The sequence below is a fragment of the Lactiplantibacillus plantarum genome, from assembly GCF_014131735.1.
In the GTDB taxonomy this organism is placed as follows: Bacteria; Bacillota; Bacilli; order Lactobacillales; family Lactobacillaceae; genus Lactiplantibacillus; species Lactiplantibacillus plantarum.
In genome coordinates this window covers 453,759-471,016 of the sequence record NZ_CP039121.1, presented here as the reverse complement: position 1 = coordinate 471,016, position 17,258 = coordinate 453,759, and the positions used below count along the sequence as shown (strand labels likewise).

The 17,258-nt window shown below is 42.0% G+C and carries 18 protein-coding genes and 1 pseudogene; 4 read left to right on the top strand and 15 right to left on the bottom strand.

Features of this window, described 5'->3' with window-relative positions; genetic code table 11:
* Positions 1-14: 14 nt before the first annotated feature.
* The 13 genes and pseudogenes from E5260_RS02105 to E5260_RS02045 form a co-directional block, all read right to left on the bottom strand.
* Positions 15-876 (bottom strand): annotated as a pseudogene (locus E5260_RS02105) (aldo/keto reductase).
* A gap of 11 nt (positions 877-887) precedes the next feature.
* Positions 888-1,490 (bottom strand): NAD(P)H-binding protein, encoded by a 603-nt coding sequence (locus E5260_RS02100; protein ID WP_003642395.1) that lies wholly within the window; start codon positions 1,488-1,490, stop codon positions 888-890.
* Positions 1,491-1,934 (bottom strand): nuclear transport factor 2 family protein, encoded by a 444-nt coding sequence (locus E5260_RS02095; RefSeq protein WP_003642396.1) that lies wholly within the window; start codon positions 1,932-1,934, stop codon positions 1,491-1,493.
* A gap of 124 nt (positions 1,935-2,058) precedes the next feature.
* A complete protein-coding gene (locus E5260_RS02090; RefSeq protein ID WP_011102062.1) occupies positions 2,059-3,513 on the bottom strand; it encodes an MFS transporter in 1,455 nt (484 codons plus the stop codon).
* A gap of 11 nt (positions 3,514-3,524) precedes the next feature.
* Positions 3,525-3,902 (bottom strand): nuclear transport factor 2 family protein, encoded by a 378-nt coding sequence (locus tag E5260_RS02085; protein ID WP_003642398.1) that lies wholly within the window; start codon positions 3,900-3,902, stop codon positions 3,525-3,527.
* A gap of 309 nt (positions 3,903-4,211) precedes the next feature.
* A complete protein-coding gene (locus E5260_RS02080; RefSeq protein WP_003642400.1) occupies positions 4,212-4,796 on the bottom strand; it encodes a TetR/AcrR family transcriptional regulator in 585 nt (194 codons plus the stop codon).
* Between the two features lie 884 nt (positions 4,797-5,680).
* Positions 5,681-5,827 carry a hypothetical protein gene (locus E5260_RS02075; protein ID WP_013355952.1) on the bottom strand — a complete coding sequence of 49 codons (147 nt, stop codon included), beginning with the start codon at positions 5,825-5,827 and terminating at the stop codon, positions 5,681-5,683.
* Between the two features lie 129 nt (positions 5,828-5,956).
* On the bottom strand, positions 5,957-6,100 hold the full coding sequence (locus E5260_RS02070) for a hypothetical protein (RefSeq protein ID WP_228977904.1): 144 nt from the start codon (positions 6,098-6,100) through the stop codon (positions 5,957-5,959).
* A gap of 969 nt (positions 6,101-7,069) precedes the next feature.
* Positions 7,070-7,318: a hypothetical protein gene (locus E5260_RS02065; protein WP_003642404.1), complete on the bottom strand. Its 249-nt coding sequence runs from the start codon at positions 7,316-7,318 to the stop codon at positions 7,070-7,072.
* 156 nt (positions 7,319-7,474) lie between these two features.
* The gene (locus E5260_RS02060) at positions 7,475-8,167 is read right to left on the bottom strand and encodes a 2,3-diphosphoglycerate-dependent phosphoglycerate mutase (protein WP_003642405.1); all 693 of its coding nucleotides are present in this window, start codon (positions 8,165-8,167) and stop codon (positions 7,475-7,477) included.
* Positions 8,168-8,242: 75 nt separating this feature from the next.
* On the bottom strand, positions 8,243-9,316 hold the full coding sequence (locus E5260_RS02055; RefSeq protein WP_003642406.1) for an AI-2E family transporter: 1,074 nt from the start codon (positions 9,314-9,316) through the stop codon (positions 8,243-8,245).
* Positions 9,317-9,471: 155 nt separating this feature from the next.
* Complete coding sequence (locus tag E5260_RS02050; RefSeq protein ID WP_003642407.1) at positions 9,472-10,626, bottom strand: ROK family protein; 1,155 nt, start codon at positions 10,624-10,626, stop codon at positions 9,472-9,474.
* 371 nt (positions 10,627-10,997) lie between these two features.
* On the bottom strand, positions 10,998-12,035 hold the full coding sequence (locus tag E5260_RS02045) for a hypothetical protein (protein WP_003642408.1): 1,038 nt from the start codon (positions 12,033-12,035) through the stop codon (positions 10,998-11,000).
* A gap of 142 nt (positions 12,036-12,177) precedes the next feature.
* Between E5260_RS02045 and E5260_RS02040 the strand changes: the two genes are divergently transcribed.
* On the top strand, positions 12,178-13,371 hold the full coding sequence (locus tag E5260_RS02040; protein ID WP_003642409.1) for an SAM-dependent methyltransferase: 1,194 nt from the start codon (positions 12,178-12,180) through the stop codon (positions 13,369-13,371).
* Positions 13,372-13,452: 81 nt separating this feature from the next.
* Here the strand turns inward: E5260_RS02040 and E5260_RS02035 are convergent, their stop codons facing one another.
* Together E5260_RS02035 and E5260_RS02030 are read right to left on the bottom strand one after the other, a co-directional pair.
* On the bottom strand, positions 13,453-14,367 hold the full coding sequence (locus E5260_RS02035; RefSeq protein WP_003642410.1) for a hypothetical protein: 915 nt from the start codon (positions 14,365-14,367) through the stop codon (positions 13,453-13,455).
* Between the two features lie 332 nt (positions 14,368-14,699).
* Positions 14,700-15,806, bottom strand: a complete 1,107-nt coding sequence (locus tag E5260_RS02030) for a serine/threonine protein kinase (protein WP_021357081.1) — start codon at positions 15,804-15,806, stop codon at positions 14,700-14,702.
* 24 nt (positions 15,807-15,830) lie between these two features.
* Here E5260_RS02030 and E5260_RS02025 point away from each other — a divergent pair, with 24 nt between their 5' ends.
* Genes E5260_RS02025 through E5260_RS02015 form a run of 3 tightly spaced genes read left to right on the top strand, consistent with a single transcriptional unit; the run spans position 15,831 to position 17,242 of the window.
* Positions 15,831-16,193 carry a DUF4064 domain-containing protein gene (locus E5260_RS02025; protein WP_003642412.1) on the top strand — a complete coding sequence of 121 codons (363 nt, stop codon included), beginning with the start codon at positions 15,831-15,833 and terminating at the stop codon, positions 16,191-16,193.
* Between the two features lie 8 nt (positions 16,194-16,201).
* Complete coding sequence (locus tag E5260_RS02020) at positions 16,202-16,756, top strand: DUF4352 domain-containing protein (RefSeq protein ID WP_003642413.1); 555 nt, start codon at positions 16,202-16,204, stop codon at positions 16,754-16,756.
* 51 nt (positions 16,757-16,807) lie between these two features.
* On the top strand, positions 16,808-17,242 hold the full coding sequence (locus tag E5260_RS02015; RefSeq protein WP_003642414.1) for a hypothetical protein: 435 nt from the start codon (positions 16,808-16,810) through the stop codon (positions 17,240-17,242).
* Positions 17,243-17,258: the final 16 nt, after the last annotated feature.

The window sequence follows — 17,258 nt, the reverse complement described above, 5'->3', positions numbered from 1 at the left end:
CGTATCACCGCCAATTAATAGTCAAACTTAAAGCCACCCAATTGCGCTACCGTTTCAGGATCATGCATGTTGCCAAATAGGCTCGTGCCCTCGTCTAATTTTGTCATTTGTTGCATCTCGTCTTGAGTTAACTCAAAATCAAATATTTGAGAATTCTCAACAATGCGGGCTGCATGCACGGATTTAGGAATCACCACAATATTACGCTGGTTCAACCATTTCAAAATAATCTGACCGTTCGTCTTCCCATGTGCTTCAGCAATTTCTTGAATGGCTGAGTTTGTGAAAATTCCCTTCTTGCCTTCTGCAAATGGGCCCCAGGCTTCCGGTACGATGTCATGATTCAATAACCACTGAACCCGTTGTGGTTGTTGATAAAATGGGTGAAGTTCAATCTGATCGACTGTGGGTTTGACTTCATTATGCATAATCAAATCTTGTAACCGGTCATTTTCAAAGTTGGCCACTCCCAGTGCCTTTAATTGACCATCGTGGTAAGCAGCTTCCATTGCTCGCCATGAACCATAAACATCGCCTAGCGGTTGGTGGATCAAGTATAAATCAATATAATCAAGTCCAAGACGTGTAAGTGAGGCCTGGATAGCGGCTTGTGTTTGCTCATAACCCGCATCTTGGACCCATAACTCATAACTTAGTCGTTACAAAAATTTCTTCACGGGCGATGCCACTCTCACGAATGGCGGCGCCGACCGCTCGTTCATTGCCATACGCAGCTGCCGTATCGATCAACCGGTAACCTTGTTTTAAAGCAGTCAAGACTGCTTGCTTACATTCTTCAAAATCGGGGATTTGGAAGACTCCGAATCCTAATACTGGCATTTTCAAACCATTATTTAATGTGATTTCTTTTTTCATATTAGCTGCTCCTATTCTGGGGTATTGATTCCAACGCTAGCTCGGTTGTCGAGCGCTGGTTCCGTAATTAGTTTCATGACGTAATCGGCAATGCTATCGCGTGAAATGTCATGACCACCGAATGATTCGCCCTTTTGCGTAATTTCATAATTGATTGGCCCGTTATTGTACCAACCAGGACGAATAATTGTGTAGTTTAAATCTGATTGTTCAATACGGTCAGCTGCCTGCCGAAACGATTTTAAAATCGGATTGTGGTAAGGTTCCGGCGAATCACCTAACCACGCTGGAATTTCCTGATAAATTCCCATCGTTGTAATAAAAATTAATCGTTGAATGCCATTGCGTTCCATCGCTGAGATAATATGAGCTGCAAAGCTATCCATATCACCATTTAATGCGACAAAAACAAAGTCCTGTCCTTTAATCGCTTGATCTAGTTGATCATCATCAGTGACACTCCCTGCCACCGCCGTTTCACGATCAACTATCAACTTTAACCGGTCTGCACGGCGCGAATATAAAGTCAACTGTACGTCCGTTTTTGCTAACAATATTTTACGTGCGGCACTACCAATTGATCCGGTTGCACCAATAATTAAACCTTTTTTCATTTATTTCACGTCCTCCGTATGCCAAATGAAGTTAGAATTCCGTTCTGCAATATACCACTGACCATCGACTTTTCCGTACTTATCTTGATAACGGACCCCTTCATTAGTCGTCACCGTTTGACCTTGCTCATTGGTTTTAACCAGCGTAACGTAATTATAAGCAATGCCATCCGCATGGGTTGCGTCCGTGAAACTAACGGTTTGTTGTCCACTCATATGAAAGACAGCTGAGTAATCGTCCATTGAAGAACTGAAAGCGTTCAGAATTTCCTGACGCCCATTCAGCGTAAACGTAACTTTACCATCATTAATAATATTTACTTTACCGTTTGGTAAAAAGAGTTGAACCTGCTTCTCATTTTCTTTAGTGTCTGAGTAATTTGAAAATAAATCAACAACCTGCTTTAAAGCTAACCGATCTGAAACTTCTTGAATATCCATCATATTTGGGACTTCCTTTCTTGATTACACCTTGATTATCGCGTAAATTGGCTTATATAAAAATGGTCAATGTTTTAAAAATTGAGACATATGCCACGCTTAACTCATAACCGACGCTTAAAATATTTTACCGTGGTTGCTTGGCAGGTTCTTTGCGAGTCAGATTAATTACAAACGCAATGACCACCAAAATCAAACCAATCACCATAATTAAATGCATACCATTAAATAAAATGGTGCGGAGCTGTGGTAACAAGTTCTGTGGTAACGAGCGTGCCGAACTTGCATCCGTTAACTTATTGATCATCTGCGTCGTAATTTTCCCACCAATCTGGCTAGCAGTACTAATGCTCAAAATCGCACCAAAAATTGAAGACATAAACGTTTGACCAAGTGTTCTGAATAACAACCCGAAAGTTGTTGAAACACTAATTAGATCTCGTCGAACGCCATCCTGTAGTGAAACTTGCATTGGTGTAAACGATAAGCCCATTCCCAAACCATTAAAGCCACCACTAACTAATAACCACCAATAAGGCGCAAATTGGGTCGCCATCACCATCGATAATGCTGATAGTAAAACACTAAGGATTCCAAACATAACGATTCGTTTATACGGCATTTTTACCATCAAATGAGCAGTATACCTTGTCCCCACCAATAATAGGATCGAACCAGCAATCTGGGTCAAACCACCTAACGTGGCACTAGTACCTAACAGTCCCTGTGACCACATTGGTGCGTAGACACTATAACCGATGAAGAAACCGTTAATCAGAAACATGATGACATTTTGCGATTGGATACGCCAATTTTTCAGTAATTCAGTGGGTACCAATGCATTTTTTTGCCGTTTTTCAACTTGGTAAAAAATAACCATTAAGATCAAACCAATTACCAGTAAAACCAACGCTTGAGTTAAATTTGGAGCGATTGCGTCACTAGCAAACAGTAAAACAATCAGGGTTACAATCAACAGTCCTGATCCTAAATAATCAAATCGTTTTTGAGTAGCTTCATGCTCACTCTCACGGTAAGAGAATTGCAATAACAGGAGTGAGATAATTCCAATGGGTAAGTTAATAAAGAATACCCAATGCCAAGACAATGTGTCTACGAGCCAGCCACCAATCAAGGGACCGACAACGGTGGATAACGTATAAAACGCCGTGACCCATCCCAAGGCTCGTGCTCGTTCAGCAGGATTTTCATATAAGTCCGCATAAATGATAAATGGGATGGAAACCATTCCACCAGCGCCAATTCCCATAAAGGCTCGGGCAATAATTAACATGACCATATTAGTAGACAAACCACCAACTACCGAACTAATGATAAATAGCACAACCGAAATTTGGAAGGTGAGCTTATTACCAATCAATTCACCCACTCGGCCCCATAAAACCGTCGTAACTGCTGTCCCTAATAAAAAGATTGAGCTGATCCAGCCAATCAGGCGAATCCCATTTAAATCACTGGTAATTGCCGGTAATGCAGTATTAACAATGGTAGCATCTAAGCCACCCATAAAATTCGCAATTAACAACGCAATCGTTGCGATTGCCATTCTTCTTTTTGTCATCATTTCTCCTTCTAATACATCGACGCGTGTGAGGCAATAATTTGCCAGCCGTGTGGTCCCTTAACTAACTCGACCTTGGATTGCAAAGGCCACGTATTCCGGAATCCATAGATGCGTGCATCCAACTCGTTACGCATGACTACTTGCGCCTGCTTCCCTTTTACAACCACTTGAAACAAAACCTCATGACTACTAAAGTAGTGCATGCGTCCAAGTCTAATCTGTTGTAGCCATTCAGCCTTGCTTTGAACAGTTCCTGTGATGTGCACTAACTTAGCATTTGGTGCGATTACCTGATCAAGCAATTCAAGATTTTTTTCTAACATTCCCTGAACTTGTTGGTGAACAACACGAGCAACTGCCCGTTCTTCATTAATTTTAACTGTCATTTAATAGCCTCCGTTATTTCGTTGCTGATGGATTCATTATGCGATGGATTCCGTCACTAAAAAATGGGCAGTATTTTTAAAAGCGGGACTTATGCCACACTTTTTCTGAATTTGGCGCATAAAATATATCAATTTGATTATTTTTTCGTCCATTAAAACGTGAATCAAGTAATAAACATCCTTAGAGTACACATTAATCGCTAGTAGGCTTCCAAAATCGTCAAAATTCTTTCAATATACAAAATAAGGGCCGAGACTGTATTTTTAACAATCTCGACCCTTATACTCATACTCAAACTGAAAATTGACTCACTGCTCTAATTTTAAATACTGTTCTACACCGCCTTGCATTAATTCGGTAGCAGCGCTAATAACTGCTTCAAGGGGTTCTTTCTTACCAGTTGCAACCCAAGTTGTATAAACCTTCAGTCCCGTCTGCTCCACAAAATCTAGTAAAATTCTTTGTTTCCAATCCGCAAGCTGATTAAACTCCTGGGACTGGCCCCAAGTTTTAGTCATGACTTCGTTGATCATTTGTTGCCGAATGCCAACGTAAGACCCCACTGAGCACGTCGTAATTCGATCATATGCCTCACCCTGAGTAGCGGAATAGGTGAAAAAAGCTTCCACACTTTTTGCTAGATCTCGTGGATATTGTAAATTACCAATCTCTTTTAGATAGGCTTGAGAGTATCGCGTCTGTAATTCAATCAGTAAATCATCTAAAGTCGGATAATACCGATAAAATGTTTTTTTGTTGATCTGGGCCATCTTAGCCAATTCGGTCACTGTAATTTTTGAATATTCTTTTTCGCAAATTAACCGTTTAAAAGCATCGTAAATACTATTGATTGTTCGCTGAACACGTAAATCTTGATATTGACTCACTTGCATGCCATCAACCTCCAAGTTAACCTGATAAGTCAATTATACTCACAAATAAGATCAAGTGTGCTAGTTTCTTATCTGGTATTTCAAGAGCCTTTATTAAGAAATTGTAGTTTTCCGCAGATATTGAGCTTAAATTCTTGTTAAAAATCTCGATTCAATTAGTCGGCTGAATACCGCTCTAACTTCGTTTCTTCAGTAACCTTATATAAAAAACACAACTGAAGTGAACCCCATAAATTGGAGTGAATTTCTAAGCTGCTAATTGTGAACCGTGCCAACTTTAAGAATGTGAAAGATACTTTCAGCTACCACATTATCTAGGCATGTGCCCTTGCAGCTCATGCTTTGGAAAACGCGAGCTTGTCGCAAAATATTCACGTACCGACAGTTCTGATACTGAAACCCCTGATCCTAATGAATTGCATACGGTATGGTAAGCCCGAACGTCGTGCCACTAATCGTTCAAGGGGGCGTGTGATGAAGGCTACCGTTGGTCTACGACCAATGGCCCATTCAAGAATTTCTCCGTTATAAAGGTCAATATAAGCTGTAAAGTATGCACGTTCGTTGATTGTTTGATTCCCCTAACGGAATTCCGTTACATCAGTAACGATTTTTTGAAATGGACAATCCGTTTTAAAACGACGGTTTAAACGGTTATGGTCAACTGTACCAACAGTTCCTTTATAAGAGTTATATTTCTTCGTTCGACGATTGAATGCCTGACAAAGGAGATTATTTTCACGCATAATACAAAGTACTGCCTTGTGATTAACGTTGATGATCCTGATTGATATTTACGGTGAAGTGCATCGTAGTAACTACTATTCGGCATGTATACTGCTTTTAAAACCACAACTAATTTAACATTGAATTCACGCCTTAGCTCAGTGATTAGCTGGCTTTTTCTTGGTTTGAGATTTTTTCTGTGCCAAGGCTTCGAGTTTTTCCAAGTATGCTAACCGGATTCGTAAAAGCTCGTTTTCTTCCTGAAGTTGTTTCAATGTCTTAGATTGTTTAGATTTATCTGTCATTTTTAAAGACCATCCTTTGGATGGCTTAAGACGTCCCTCAATCAGTCTTCGTTCCCAGTCCCAAGCCATCATCGGTTGCTTCAATCTGAAATGGGTTACCGTTACTGGATATGAGGCATGATGTTCTTGTCACCATTTGATAACCTTGATTTTAAAGGAATAGTCATAAAATGTCTTCCTACGACAATTCTCTAATCCTTGAATGCCAAAAATTTCAAATTGAGTGAGCCACTGATAAATCGTCGCACTTCCTTTGATACCATATTCTTTCATAAGTAACAGGGACGAATTTCCCTGGAGATATTTACTTAAAACTTGTTGCTTTATTTTAGCTGAAAACATAATACCCCCCTGAGTCTGGATTTACTTCAACTCAAGGGGGTACTTTATATAATAGAAATTATGATACAAATCATCCAGAAGTGCTGATAAATAGTAAGCATAGAAGAACATTAAAAAATGGCGACTTAACTTCAAAGAAAATTTATTTTGCTGTTTGAAATCTTTAACAACTAACTGTCACTGTGAAGATTCGTTAACCATCTCTTTAAACATTAATGATTGGACTAATATCTCCATCAGCATTAGTGTATGGTAAAACATTTTGGAGGCAATAAAAATGAAATTTAAATTTCAAAAAAATTTTTATCGTAGCTTTAGATTCTGGATTTCTTTACTTCTCTTTATTCCTGTCCTGATGCATTACAGTCATGGATTTGAATCCACTACCGATATATTTTGGGCCATCTTTATTCTTGGTACCTGCCTTTACGGCATGTTATCAGAACTATTCTTACAGAAAAAGAATAGCTGACATTAGGTACAATCAGATAGTTGAGTTAAAAAAATCCAAAGATGAAAATCTCTGGCTGGCACTAAAGTGAACCCCGCACCAAGCTTCATATTTCAAGCTTATCTAACCTTATCTCAGCTTATCTTTTTCGCTTGTTTTGTCCAGCTCAGTAATTCTGTTAATTACACTGTGCAACCCGCACCAAGCTCATATTTCAAGCTTGTCTGAACTTATCTTTTTTACTTATTTTATGGTTAAATACAGCTTCATAAAACATAGCTATACGATAACGTAGTGCACATCCATTTCAACCTAATTATTATACGTAAGTATACCAGTTTTTAAATTAACATTCATAAAACTCGATACACAAAAAAGAGGCTACGACAGATATAGCCTCTTTCATCATGAAAATTAACGATTACGCTTTTATACTAATTATCCGGTATCTATTTACTTACCACATGGTCCTCATCCAACATGTACTGGAACGCCACGTCACCAGTCAATAAGTTAGCTTTGAACAAGCCCTGGTTACCATTGTTTTCGTCACCCATGACCACGAAGTACGCGGCACCTTCATCAGCCACATGTTGAAAACTCAGGTAGTTCCCCTTGAAACCTTGCTTGCGGAACAAACCAATAATCCGGATCATTTCACGTTGTGTCACTTCATCTGCTGCTACTTTTTCACTCATATTTAGCTTTAACTCCAATTCTCTGCTTTATTCTCATTCTGCCGTTTTGGGAGCTGGTCTTATTTCCAGAAATTACTCTTATCGGCCCTCAGCGCCCAAAAAAGCACTCCCCTGAGACAGCGGAGTGCTCCAAAAAACTAGTAAATAACTATTAAATTATTTGCCTAACTTTTCCTTACCAAGAACCTTTAACTTTTCATCAAAGTCATAGACAACTGGTTCGCCAGTAGCCATTTCAAGGTCCATGATATCATCATCACTGATTTGTTCGATGTACTTGCTTAAGGCACGTAATGAGTTACCGTGGGCAGCAATGATTACATTCTTGCCGTCTAATAACTTAGGTGCGATTTGGTCTTCCCAGAAAGGCATAACGCGTTCCAAGGTAACCTTCAAGTTTTCGCCACCAGGGACGATGTTAGGGTCTAAGTCAGCGTAACGACGATCGTTAACGGCTGAACCTTCATCATCGGCACTCAATAATGGAGGTAAAACATCATAAGAACGACGCCAGATATGAACTTGGTCGTCACCGTATTTTTCAGCGGTTTCCTTCTTGTTCAATCCTTGTAATGCACCATAATGACGTTCGTTTAAACGCCAAGTCTTGGTTTCTGGAATCCAGAGTTGGTCGGATTCTTCAAGCACATAGTGCAAAGTCTTGATGGCACGAGTCAAAACTGAAGTAAAGGCGTAATCGAATTCTAAGCCTGCTTCTTTAACTTTTTGACCAGCAGCCTTAGCTTCTTCAACACCCTTTTCGCTTAAATCAACGTCAACCCAACCAGTAAATTGGTTAGATAAGTTCCATTCACTTTGACCGTGACGAATCAATACTAATTTTGCCATAGCAGTTAATGACCTCTTTCTTAAGTTATTTACTCACCCTATTTTACACTGAAAAAGCGAAAAATCAAAACAATATCAGCGCTTATTTTCAGAATCCGGGTGGAAAGTAATCGTTTTTTTCAGATTAATGTTAGGTCGCGGCCGGTGAACCGGTTTCACGCCGATGATGTCCAAAATAAAGTTAAAAATCGGTACACCGACGATCAGTCCCCAGACACCAAACAGACGCTCACTCACTAGTAATACGACAAACGTATAAAAAATGGGCAGCTCCGTGCGACTCGACATAAACTTGGGATTCAAGACATAGGCTTCTAAGGCGTGCACAACCAAAATCATTAAGAGCATATAGACCACGTAGCGCAAACCGCCAACCGAATAGGCAATCAAGCTCAGCGGTACGACTGAAATAATCACCCCAGCGACTGGAATCAGACTTAAAATAAAGATCATTAATCCCAAGCTAATCAGTTGAGGCATCTTCAAGATTGCCATGAAGGCTACCGTAATCACCGTATTGACAATCGCAATCAAGAACTGCGCTTCCAAAACAACGCCAAAGCTATTCACAAACTTTTTGGCAAAGAAATGGACGTCTTGAAAGAACCAGCCAAACGTACTGGTCAAAAAGCGCTTCGTGAAGACCCGCATCTGATGATCCTCAATCGTAAAGAAGAAGCTCAAAATAAATGACAAGAAGAAGGTTAGTCCCATATTACCAATATTAGTAATATACTGGAACACAACTGAAATACCGCCCTTCAATTGTTTGAGTATATCCGACTCTTGAAAATACGATGTCACCCACGTCAACACTTGGTTAGTATCATGTGATGGGTTCTGATAAAACCGATAGACTGATTCAAACGTCAAAAAAGTTTGTTTGATCAACTGCGGTAAATAAATCGATACAGCAAAGTAAATTCCAAGAATGACTAGTGCGTAGACCACTAGGACAATGATCGTCGGTGGAATCTTCACCCACCGCCGAACTGCCCGAACTAACCGCGTCACTAAGAACGTAAAAATAAACGTTAATAAAATGATACTCATCATACTTGATGCCAAGTATAGCGTTAACACAATCAACGCCAATACGCAGGCGCGCCGCCAGCGCACATTTCGTATTAACTGTGACCAAAATTCCACAACATCCACCCCTCTACTATCCCTTACTCCTATTCTAACGGAAAGTCTCAGCAATAAAAATTAAAAGGCCGTTGTGAATCGACAAAAAACGTGTCAAGTTTATCACTAATCACTCGATAAACTTCACACGTTCGTTTAAATAAACACTTAATGACTTATGAGAACTGCATCTTTAAGCTCTCTAATCCTAATGCTTGGTGAATAATAACTGAGGCGCCACCCAACAAGGCCGCCGACTGTACGTTCTTGGTTGCAATGATCGGAACTTGCCGACTTGGCGAAGTTAGCTTGGCCGTGCTCTCCCGAACATTAGTCAATAGTTGTGGCAAGATTTCTAGAACGGTCGTGTTCAACACAACCACATCTGGCGCGAACGCCGTGGAAACATTCGCAATCACTTTAGATAGATAGTAAACAAAGTCATCGAAGACCTTTGTCACTTCCGGATCATGATTGATGTAGTCATGCTTGACCGTCGTTAAATCTAATCGATCAACATGCTTGATGGCCTTCAACCGAGCCCACAAGGCTTTTTCAGAAGCATAATCGTTAACGGATGCCAAGTGGTCCTCAACGTGCCGATCTTCTAACAAAGCAGTCCCCACTTCACCTGCTTCGCCTTCATGACCAGAATATAGTCGCGAATCAGCCACGATTCCCGCATGAATTTGATCGCGAACGACTACTGAAACCACGTTATCGAAAATCTCATTGTCATGGAAATCACGTTCAAAAACGGCCGTTAAGTTAGCTTTCTTTTCCAGAACTACCGGAATCCGTAGCTTATCACGTAAATACTTTGCTAGATCAAAGTGTGTTAGTCCCTTGATCGGTGTCTTGAGGATTTTATTCTCATAAATAATCCCATCCAGCGCAATGGCGACCCCCATCAGACCATGAATCGTACCATAGTCATCAACGTTCCGTAATTGATCTTCAATCAAATCAATGACATCCGTCAACGTCATATCGCTCGTCTTAAAGCTTTGAAAGTGCAAAATTTTACCATTCAACCGTGAATACATAAGTTTGACTGCGTCAGCCGTCATGTCAATGCTGGCCACAAAACCATAGTTCACGTTCAGCTCAGCCATCACTGGTTTACGACCGCCGTTTTTCGTGCTGACACCACAGCCAATTTCCTTGATGAACTGGGTCCGCAGTAGCTGATTATAAATATCTGAAACCGTCACTTTATTCAAACTCAAGTTCCGTGAAATCTGGCTCCGGCTAATCGGTCCTTCGTTAATAACCTGCTGCAGAACTTGCTTTTCATTCGTACTGCGCATTACATGTTTATTAATAATCATACTGAATTTCGATGCCCACCATTGACAATCGAACTACTTTACCAAATCATGTTAATTTGGTCTGCCATTAATTCAATCATCAACGGGCACCTTAACCCCCTAATCTGTTAATATTCTATAGCATCAAACAAAAATAGTACACAAAATAGTCAATTTTATACCCATTTTGACATATGAACGTTAAAAAAAGGCCAATACCGATATAAAATGACCGCCCCCGTAGAACCAAAATATCAAGAACGAAAACTTTCCGTCCTTACTCCTACATTCTATAACAGTTTTTATAAAAAAATCACCGATTGACACCTAAAAGTAGGTGTTTTATCGATGATTGTTAAGTGGACTTCCATACTGTTATTAAATTGTTTATATTACTGCAACGACCTCGCTGCTTGCGCCAGAGACATATGTTGTAAACTGGCTTGTTGTAAAATGGCCTCGATTTGGGCATCCGTATACTGACTAGCATTAAATCCAGCTTGCGCTAGCTCCGCACGCGTTGCCTGAATCTGATCAGAGCTATAATTCATCGTTTGGGCAGCTTGCGCCAGTGAGAGGTGTTGTGCCGCTGCTCGTTGCAGAATAGCACGAATTTGGGCATCACTATAACTACTGCCGTCGAGCCCTTGCGCAGTCAACTCAGCACGAGTCGTCTGCACTTGACTGTCACCATAACTGTTGTTAGCTGCAGCTGACGAGCCCATCGAATGGTTAGCTGAGGAAGTTGATGATGAAGCAGCCACCTGCTGTTTAGTGGCTGGCGTGCGTTGCGTTTGTTGCTGACTTCCGGTCATCCCCGTAACCGCTTGTGCCGCACTCGGGATCACCGGTGCTGAACCGGTCAATGTCTTGAGTGACGCATTATTTTGTTTCTGTAAATCCAACACATTTTTCCGAATATCCTGATAGTAACGTTGCTTAAACGCCTTATCCTGCAATAACTTAGCAATTACAACGTTAGAATCCGTAAACTCATTCGCTTTATTCAGCTCAGCAGCTTTCTGATACTGTTGTTGATAAGTCTTGCGTTTTTGTTGCACTTTTTTTATTAAGGCAAGTTGTTCTTGGGCCTGATTAATTAACGTAACTGCACCGTGCTTGGTCGTCTTAACCGTCATAAAGTCACGTTTAGCCACGTCAAATTTCCGCGCAGCCAATGCTTCTTGACCAGCCACATAAGTCTGGGTCTGGGTTAAATACCGTTGCGCCTCAGTACTACTAGCTTTCGTTCTGGTCGCATGTGTAAAACTCGTCTCCGCTAACGTATAATTCCGCGCTTGCAGTGCCCGCTCACCAGTTCGCATTTCAGCCGTGTATGAGTCTTCCTGCAGACGGTACCGCGTATATGAATAACTACCAACCCCCACAGCGATAATTACTGCAAACACGATCCACATCCATCTTTTCATCACGACACCCCCATCAACTGATTTTGTAATTAATTTATTATAACATGTTTACGAATCAGGTCGCGATTCGTTGTGCTTACAAAACTGTTTTCATAAGCGTATAATAATTAGTGTATTTTACGAAGAAAGGATCCTTATTGCAATGCTAGAAAAAACCTTTTACCACACCCTTCTAAGCCACTCATTCAATATGCCCGTCACAGTCAACTACTGGGATGGAAGTAGTGAAACTTATGGTGAAGGCACACCAGAAGTCACGGTGACTTTTAAAGAAGCCATTCCAATGCGTGAAATTACCAAGAACGCTTCAATTGCCCTTGGTGAAGCTTATATGGATGGCAAGATTGAAATTGATGGCAGTATTCAAAAATTAATTGAATCGGCCTATGAATCGGCAGAAAGTTTCTTCAACAATTCTAAGTTCAAGAAGTTCATGCCTAAACAATCTCACTCTGAAAAGAAGAGTCAACAAGACATCCAAAGCCATTACGATGTGGGTAACGACTTCTACAAGATGTGGCTTGATCCAACCATGACCTATTCTTGTGCTTACTTCAAACATGACACTGATACATTAGAAGAAGCCCAGATTCATAAGGTTCATCACATCATTCAAAAGCTCAACCCACAACCTGGCAAGACCTTACTAGACATTGGTTGCGGTTGGGGTACGTTGATGTTGACTGCCGCTAAAGAATACGGCTTAAAAGTCGTCGGGGTCACGTTATCACAAGAACAATATAACCTAGTTGCTCAACGCATCAAGGATGAAGGCCTCAGTGATGTTGCTGAAGTCCGGTTACAAGATTACCGTGAACTTGGCGACGAAACTTTCGACTACATTACCAGTGTTGGGATGTTCGAACACGTCGGTAAGGACAACTTAGCAATGTACTTTGAACGCGTTAACCACTATCTTAAAGCTGACGGCGTTGCCTTATTGCACGGCATCACCCGGCAACAAGGTGGCGCCACTAACGGTTGGTTAGATAAGTACATTTTCCCAGGTGGCTACGTTCCTGGGATGACCGAAAACTTACAACACATTGTTGACGCCGGCTTACAAGTCGCTGACGTTGAAACCCTCCGTCGCCATTACCAACGGACGACTGAAATCTGGGATAAAAACTTTAACGCTAAGCGCGCTGCCATCGAAGAAAAGATGGGCGTGCGCTTCACTCGCATGTGGGATCTCTACCTACAAGCCTGTGCCGCTTCCTTCCAGTCTGGTAACATTGACGTCATGCAGTACCTCGTAACTAAAGGTGCTTCATCACGAACCTTACCAATGACCCGGAAATACATGTATGCGGATAACCGAATCAATAAAGCTTAATTAAATGCCAAAATACCAACTATCTCGATTATTTCGAAATAGTTGGTATTTTTTTGACCATTTTTCAGGAATGACTGACAACTAGCTTTCAGTCACCGCCATGCGTACCCAACCCAAGATCTGATGGTAGATGAGTAACGATCCTAGGAAGAAAGCGGCCGCTAAACCGGCGGATGTCGGTAGTTTGTTAAACATATTGGCTGGTAACACTAAGGCTAATAGTGGAAAGGCATACGCTGCTGGCAATTGTAAGTTAAGCGCCCGTAACCACAAATACACAAGTGGTAAGGCAATGACCGTCGTTAATAGCCACGAAGCAATCAATAGGTGAATGCCGACCCCAATACTAGCAGCAGCCGACAATGCAAGCCACTGCTTAAGTGCGGTCGTTACCGTATATTCAGACTGTTGAGCCGCTTCAAAGAAAACGACGATCACGGGTGGGATTGCGGCCATCTGGGACTGTCCCGCTAGCCAAACAATACCCACCCAGACAAAAACTAGGCTGATAAAGCCGAGCATTTGCCAGCGACTAGCAGAAGCTTCGGTTACCCGTGAGATTGATCGCGGTCGTTGAATCCAAGCCCCAATCATCAGGCAAATAGTCCAGAAAAAGATGGCTACGATAAAGGTCCAGTGCGTTGCATTAATGATAATTGGCAGTAAGCCAGTAGCAAAGGCTGGCGCCAAATTCGATTTTAACCCCTTCAATAATAATAGCATCAGTAATAGACCGACAAGCACTTTGAGGGCGTACGACCAAGGTAGTTGATTGACTAAGAAGCCAATAATTGCAGTTCCAGATGGTACTAAGAATAACTTTAAGGGTTGCCGAGTCCACGCCGTCTTACGATAAACCCACGTCCCGGCTGTCAGAGCACCGATTTCGGGTAAAATGATTTCCGCATCATGTTGCAATGTGGCACTCGCCACCATTAATAGAATGAAGCTCCACCCAGCTAAGTATCGCCAACCATCGCTTTGCTTTAAATCCATTTCGACAAAATATTCCTTTCTTATATTTAATTAGATATATTTATATTATCAAACGTCAACGACTAGCATTGTACCATAAATACAATCGTCTCCTCAAATAATCCTGAAAACACATCAACAGTTTTCAGGATTATTTTCAACCACTTTCCTGACCTCTAAATCAAAATTCGACTGAGTAAAGTCTTACCCAGTCGAATTCAGTCGTCGCGCCAACGCAGTCGCAACGTTATCAACACCGCAGTCAGAAAATTATGCATTTTGCATAAGCCTTTTGATAACTAAACGGTTATGCTATTTATCGTACTAGTAATTGGTTAACCAGCCTACGTACACTAGCCGTTACGGCCTAACATCAAAAATATGAAGATGGCTTCTGCTACTCGTAACCACCACCGATATCGGTGCCAGCGTAATACCGACCAATGGTGTTTTAGCCACTGATTGGCATAGTGCGCAATCAGTGGCGCCCCGATAATCATAAAACCCTCGGTCCAAAAATCGACGCGGGCGGGCCAAGTCGTGTTATCAAAGCCAGCACCAATGGTCGCAACTACGAGCAAGATGTAGAGGCCCCACAAACTGATTTGTAAAGGTCGTTTGACTTTCGGCCACCATTGCCGGGCCTGTATTCGCTTAATCATTGATTGACGGTGCGGCCGATAATGCTCATGACCAGGTAACGCTGCTAACATTGCAGTCGCACTTTGATATCGTTGCTGTGGGTCTAGGGCCGTGGCCTTCATAATAATCGGGGCCCATGTTGAATCCTGTGTCAGTGTCGTTGTATCTAACGGCCCGCTCGGCTCTTGACCAGTCAACAAACAGTTTAGAACGACCCCTAACGAATATAGATCGCTCCGTTGATCCGTTTGGGCGAAGCCATAGTTTTCAGGTGCGGCAAAACCGATCGTGCCTAATAAACGAGTATCACTGTCTTGCTCAGCATGATATTGTCGTGCTGCGTTGACGTCAATCAAATAGTAGTGATCCCGATAACACATCACGTTACTTAGTTTAAGGTCCCGATGCACAATTTGTTGTTGCCCCAACGCCTGTAGCGTTATCAACAATTCTTGTGCGACGCGCACCGTCATTTCGGGGGAAAACGGTCCTTGTGTTGCCAATCGATCCGCTAGTGTTTGACCATTAATTAAGGTCTCAACACTTACAATGCAATCAGCCGCCGTTAATAATGCTTCGATCCGGGGCATTCGGGGAATTGGCTGCTGCTTCAAACGCTGTAGAACAGGAATATTATCAGGATTTACTAGTTTAGCTACCGAAACAACCTGTTGCTTCTTAACCAGTAACGGAAACTCGCGTTGCGCAACTAATGGTCCTAGTGGTTCATAACCAGCCGTACTTAACAATTGCATTGCTTGAACAATCGGTAACACCGTGACACCCCCCTTTTTATCAAAATTACTAACTTTTATCATAACCATACTTTTGGAGGAATTACAATGTCAAAATATCAGAATAACGAAGTCACACCAGTCGCACCCCATTCGCGAACAGCCGAATTAGTTTTAGGAATTATTGGCGGTATCTTCGGTATCATTGCCGGCTTACTGGCGATGACCATCGGCGGCATCGGTAGTGCTTTAGAAACCAGCGGATCGGCTGGGGTCAGCAATCTTGGCGTTGGCTGCATTATTGTCTCTGTCCTCGCGATTATTTTAAGTGTCATGATTAATCGCAATCACGTTTTAATGGGCTGGTTGATCATCCTTTGTGGGATTCTTAACTTCGTCTTTGTCAGCTTCTTCGGGATTCTAAGCGGTCTGCTCATTGTTATTGCGGGCGGCTTAGCACTAAGAAAGTAGGTAAGCTCATGCAAAAAACGAAAGCTTGGTATCAAAAATGGTGGGCGTGGGTCCTGATTCTCCTTGGCATCTTCTTTGTCATCAGCCTCGTCAATTCTCCACAAGACGGTAAAAACTCACAAGCAGCGACGACCAAAAAGACCAGCGCTAGCAAGTCCACCGCTAAGGAAACCCCGGCAAATACGATTTATAAAGTCGGGCAGACAGCCACCATCGATCACGTGCAAGTAACGGTTAATAATGTTAAAACCGCAACGACGCTCAATGATGTTCAGCCTAAAACTGGCAATCAATATTATACGGTCACCGTAACATTGAAAAATAGCGGTAGAGATAAAGTCAGCTATAACCCGTTTGACTTTAAAATCAAGGCCGCCGGTAACCAAACTAGCCTAGATGAGATCAACATTGATGAAAATAACCAATTAGATAGTGGTGACCTGACCGCTGGTGGCTCTGTCAGTGGTACCATGACTGGTCAAGCCAAAGCAGATGGGTCCGTTGAACTCATCTACAATCCCAGCTACTTCAGTGATCGGCATTTGACCTTTAAATTACAGTAGTTTCTGGTACACTAATACTAATTAAGAAGGAGTATTAGGGGGGCACTAACCGTGGTAGAACGCGCAACTAAGGAACTATTTAACGAAATCAAACATGCAAGTGAGGCCGACCAATTTATGACAAATATGGCCACTAGTTTTATTCGTACCAATCCGGCGGAATACCTCGCCGAGCTTATTCAAATCAAACACGTCACTAAAAGCCAAGTCATTCGGCGCGCTAATCTAACGCCCTCGATCGGTTACCAGTACTTCGATGGCAAGCGCCGACCTAACCGGGCTCGCATCATCGCCCTCGGATTCGGTTTTCAACTGACCCTGACCGAGCTTAACACGATGCTCAAGCGAACTGGTTACGCCGTCCTTTATGCTAAGGATGAATGGGATGCTCTGGTCATCTTCGCACTTAGTCAGCGCTTTGATCTTAATCGTACTGATGAACTACTTTATCAATACGGTCTAGGCACGATTACCGACGAAGATTAGCGTAGTTGCCAACATC

Bases quoted from the DNA above. Each gene is read 5' to 3' on its own strand.
- E5260_RS02100 (WP_003642395.1), bottom strand. From the start codon at position 1,490: ATGAAAAAAGGTTTAATTATTGGTGCAACCGGATCAATTGGTAGTGCC.
- E5260_RS02095 (WP_003642396.1), bottom strand. From the start codon at position 1,934: ATGATGGATATTCAAGAAGTTTCAGATCGGTTAGCTTTAAAGCAGGTT.
- E5260_RS02090 (WP_011102062.1), bottom strand. From the start codon at position 3,513: ATGACAAAAAGAAGAATGGCAATCGCAACGATTGCGTTGTTAATTGCG.
- E5260_RS02085 (WP_003642398.1), bottom strand. From the start codon at position 3,902: ATGACAGTTAAAATTAATGAAGAACGGGCAGTTGCTCGTGTTGTTCAC.
- E5260_RS02080 (WP_003642400.1), bottom strand. From the start codon at position 4,796: ATGCAAGTGAGTCAATATCAAGATTTACGTGTTCAGCGAACAATCAAT.
- E5260_RS02075 (WP_013355952.1), bottom strand. From the start codon at position 5,827: ATGACAGATAAATCTAAACAATCTAAGACATTGAAACAACTTCAGGAA.
- E5260_RS02070 (WP_228977904.1), bottom strand. From the start codon at position 6,100: ATGAAAGAATATGGTATCAAAGGAAGTGCGACGATTTATCAGTGGCTC.
- E5260_RS02065 (WP_003642404.1), bottom strand. From the start codon at position 7,318: ATGAGTGAAAAAGTAGCAGCAGATGAAGTGACACAACGTGAAATGATC.
- E5260_RS02060 (WP_003642405.1), bottom strand. From the start codon at position 8,167: ATGGCAAAATTAGTATTGATTCGTCACGGTCAAAGTGAATGGAACTTA.
- E5260_RS02050 (WP_003642407.1), bottom strand. From the start codon at position 10,626: ATGATTATTAATAAACATGTAATGCGCAGTACGAATGAAAAGCAAGTT.
- E5260_RS02045 (WP_003642408.1), bottom strand. From the start codon at position 12,035: ATGAAAAGATGGATGTGGATCGTGTTTGCAGTAATTATCGCTGTGGGG.
- E5260_RS02040 (WP_003642409.1), top strand. From the start codon at position 12,178: ATGCTAGAAAAAACCTTTTACCACACCCTTCTAAGCCACTCATTCAAT.
- E5260_RS02035 (WP_003642410.1), bottom strand. From the start codon at position 14,367: ATGGATTTAAAGCAAAGCGATGGTTGGCGATACTTAGCTGGGTGGAGC.
- E5260_RS02030 (WP_021357081.1), bottom strand. From the start codon at position 15,806: ATGATAAAAGTTAGTAATTTTGATAAAAAGGGGGGTGTCACGGTGTTA.
- E5260_RS02025 (WP_003642412.1), top strand. From the start codon at position 15,831: ATGTCAAAATATCAGAATAACGAAGTCACACCAGTCGCACCCCATTCG.
- E5260_RS02020 (WP_003642413.1), top strand. From the start codon at position 16,202: ATGCAAAAAACGAAAGCTTGGTATCAAAAATGGTGGGCGTGGGTCCTG.